General features: G+C 72.6%; 3 protein-coding genes and 1 pseudogene. 1 reads left to right on the top strand and 3 read right to left on the bottom strand.

What is annotated here, in order from left to right; translation table 11 throughout:
- The 3 genes and pseudogenes from OOK38_RS34470 to OOK38_RS34460 form a co-directional block, all read right to left on the bottom strand.
- A pseudogene (locus tag OOK38_RS34470) lies at positions 1–144 on the bottom strand (mechanosensitive ion channel family protein); the annotation flags it as partial.
- Between the two features lie 240 nt (positions 145–384).
- Positions 385–1149 carry a crotonase/enoyl-CoA hydratase family protein gene (locus tag OOK38_RS34465; RefSeq protein WP_266850097.1) on the bottom strand — a complete coding sequence of 255 codons (765 nt, stop codon included), beginning with the start codon at positions 1147–1149 and terminating at the stop codon, positions 385–387.
- A 105-nt stretch (positions 1150–1254) separates the two neighbouring features.
- Complete coding sequence (locus OOK38_RS34460) at positions 1255–2211, bottom strand: lysylphosphatidylglycerol synthase transmembrane domain-containing protein (protein WP_266850098.1); 957 nt, start codon at positions 2209–2211, stop codon at positions 1255–1257.
- Positions 2212–2424: 213 nt separating this feature from the next.
- On the opposite strand from OOK38_RS34460, the gene OOK38_RS34455 reads away from it, so the two are divergent.
- The coding region (locus tag OOK38_RS34455) for an ABC transporter transmembrane domain-containing protein (RefSeq protein WP_266850096.1) at positions 2425–2824 on the top strand (400 nt) is incomplete at its 3' end.

Below are 2824 nucleotides of genomic sequence, written 5' to 3'. Positions count from 1 at the left end.
CACGTCGTCGCCGCTCCAGCGGGTGCGCTCGGCGTGCTTGCTCAGCCAGCGCAGCAGCATCCGCAGCAGGAACGCCGCCAGCAGCCCTGCTGCCAGGGCTATACCGGCGATCATCAGGTCGTCCACGGTGACGGAGCGCTTCATCGATGACCTCCTCGGAGACCAGGGCCGGGGTGTGGGCCCGCGGGCCGAATGTGCTGTGTCGTCACTTGCCACCTGCTCGAATCCGGGAACGCGCGATCACGCCCGGACGCGTGTTCGTCGCCGTCCGGGGAGACCGCTCATCCTGCCGTATCCGCCTGCCCTTCCGTCACCACGCCTGAGGGGATCCGCCCTTGACGGACGGACCGGCCGACGGCCCACGCGGCGCAGGGGTCGCCGGTGTCACAGCCCGCCGAACGAACCGTGCCGACCGGCACCGGAGGCGAAGCGGGCCGCGCCCTCCAGGCTCTCGTCCAGCACGTCCATGCCGTACCGGAGTTCGGTGCGCATGGCCTCCTTCTCGATCAGTCCCTCCTGGTCGAGGACCGAGGCGCGGTCGCCGCGCAGACAGGACTGCGGGAAGTCGGCGATCTCGGCGGCGAGCCGCTCCGCCTCGGCGCGGGCCCGGCCGACCGGCACGAGACGGTTGGCGAGCCCCATCTCGTACGCCTCCGCGGCGGCGACCGGACGGCCGGTGAGGATCATGTCCATCGCGCGGCTCGTGCCGATGAGCCGGGGGAGCCGTACCGTGCCGCCGTCGATGAGCGGGACACCCCAGCGGCGGCAGAACACCCCGAAGACGGCGTCCTCCTCGGCGACGCGCAGATCGCACCAGAGCGCCAGTTCCAGACCACCGGCCACGGCATGCCCCGCGACCGCCGCGATCACCGGCTTGGTCAGCCGCAGCCGGGTGGGACCCATCGGGCCGTCGCCGTCCTCGGTGACCTGGTTGCCGCGGTCGGTGCCGATGGCCTTGAGGTCAGCGCCCGCGCAGAACGTGCCGCCCTCGCCCCAGAGCACGGCGACGCGCGCCGTCTCGTCGGCCTCGAACTTCCGGAAGGCGTCCGCGAGTTCGGCGGCGGTCGGCCCGTCCACGGCGTTCCGGGCCGCGGGCCGGGAGAGGACGACGGTGGTGACGTGACCCTGACGTTCGATCCGGACCGGCATCGCGCTGTCCCCTTCTCCGGCCGACGCGCCTCACCGCACGCCGTGGTTACTCCTCGGTATCACAGCACGCGCCGGAACGCACGACCCGGAGCGGGTGGACCCGGCTCAGATCACCTTCCAGCGGACCAGCGCGCCCAGCGTCAGCGCCCCCGGGAGGAGCGGCAGCCACACCGTGATGATCCGGTACGCCAGCACCACTGCCGTCGCCACGGCCACCGGGCCGCCCGCCGCGACGAGCGCCACGATCAGGGCGGCCTCCACCGAACCGAGTCCGCCGGGCGTCGGCACCATCGCGACCGCCACCGTCGCCGCCAGATAGGCGATCACCATGTGAGCGGGCGACACCGCGAGGCCCAGCGCCCGCCCCACCGCGGCCAGCCCGGCCGCCTGGAGCAGCGGGAAGGCCAGCGAGCCGCCCCACAGGGCGAACGCCCGGGACGGACGGGTGTGCACCGAACGGGCCTCGCCGACCGCGGTGCGCAGGAAGGAGAAGACGGCCGCGCGCAGCCGCCGTACGAGAGCGAGTACCGCCACCGCGGCGCACAGCGCCACCCCGATGCCGAGCAGCAGCGGGCCGATCGCCCCGTCCGGAAGCAGACCGCCGAGCCGCAGCGCTCCCGGGAACGCGATCAGCAGCCCGAGGAGCAGACTCAGCCGGGCGATCGACTCGGCGAGCAGATACAGCGCGAGCGCGGCCGACGAGCGGGCGAGCGGCACCCCGCACACCGTCATGAACCGCAGATTGACCGCACCGGCGCCGAGACCCGTGGGCAGCAGATGGTTGGCCGCGCCCGCGGCGAACTGCGTGGCGAGCAGCCGGCGCGCCGGCAGCCGTTCCATGACCGCGCCCTGCCGGGTCACGGCCGCGGCGACCCAGGTCAGGCAGGTCGCGACGACCGCGGCCACCAGCCAGGGCCACTCGGCGGACTCCAGATGCCCGAAGCCCTCGATGAGCACCGACCGGTGGCGCACGGCCACCACCAGGACCAGGGCGAGCGGGAGGAGACACAGGACCGGCCGGACGGCACGCCGAAGGGTAAGGCGCCGGGGGAGCCTGGGCAGGGCCCGGGGAAGTCGTGCGACTGTCACATCGGGAGAGGTTTTCCACACCGGACCAACGTGAGGTTGCGGGCGCGGAGACGGCGGCTGACACGCCGGGCAAGGTGCGGGAGGGGCGGTCGTCGGGCGCGCGGTGCCGACGGGGTGCCGCCCGCGCGCGGGCCGCAACCGTGAACGGTTGACCTCAACAAAGCTTGAGGTCCTACTGTCACTCCCATGAGCATGGAGACCACAGCCTGGACACAGTTGCACAGTGTCATGAACGCCCAACAGGAGCGCCGTCCCTTCGACCGCGCGACGCTGCGCCGCATCGCCGCCTTCGCCCGCCCGCACCGCCGCCGTATCGTTCAGTTCGTCCTCCTCAGCGTGGTGACCGCGCTGCTGGCCGTCGCGACGCCGGTGCTCGCGGGGCACGTCGTGGACGCCATCGTGAAACACGGCGACGAAAGCACCGTCATCCGTCTTGCCGTGCTCATCGCCGTCATCGCGTTCGCCGAGGCGGCGCTCGGGATTCTGGGGCGCTGGCTCTCGTCCACGCTCGGAGAGGGCCTCATCCTCGATCTGCGGACAGCTGTCTTCGATCATGTGCAGCGCATGCCGGTCGCGTTCTTCACAA

The organism is Streptomyces sp. NBC_00568 (genome assembly GCF_026341855.1).
Classification (GTDB): Bacteria; Actinomycetota; Actinomycetes; order Streptomycetales; family Streptomycetaceae; genus Streptomyces.
Note: the sequence above shows the minus strand (reverse complement) of the source record. Positions and strands in the feature narration are given on the sequence as shown.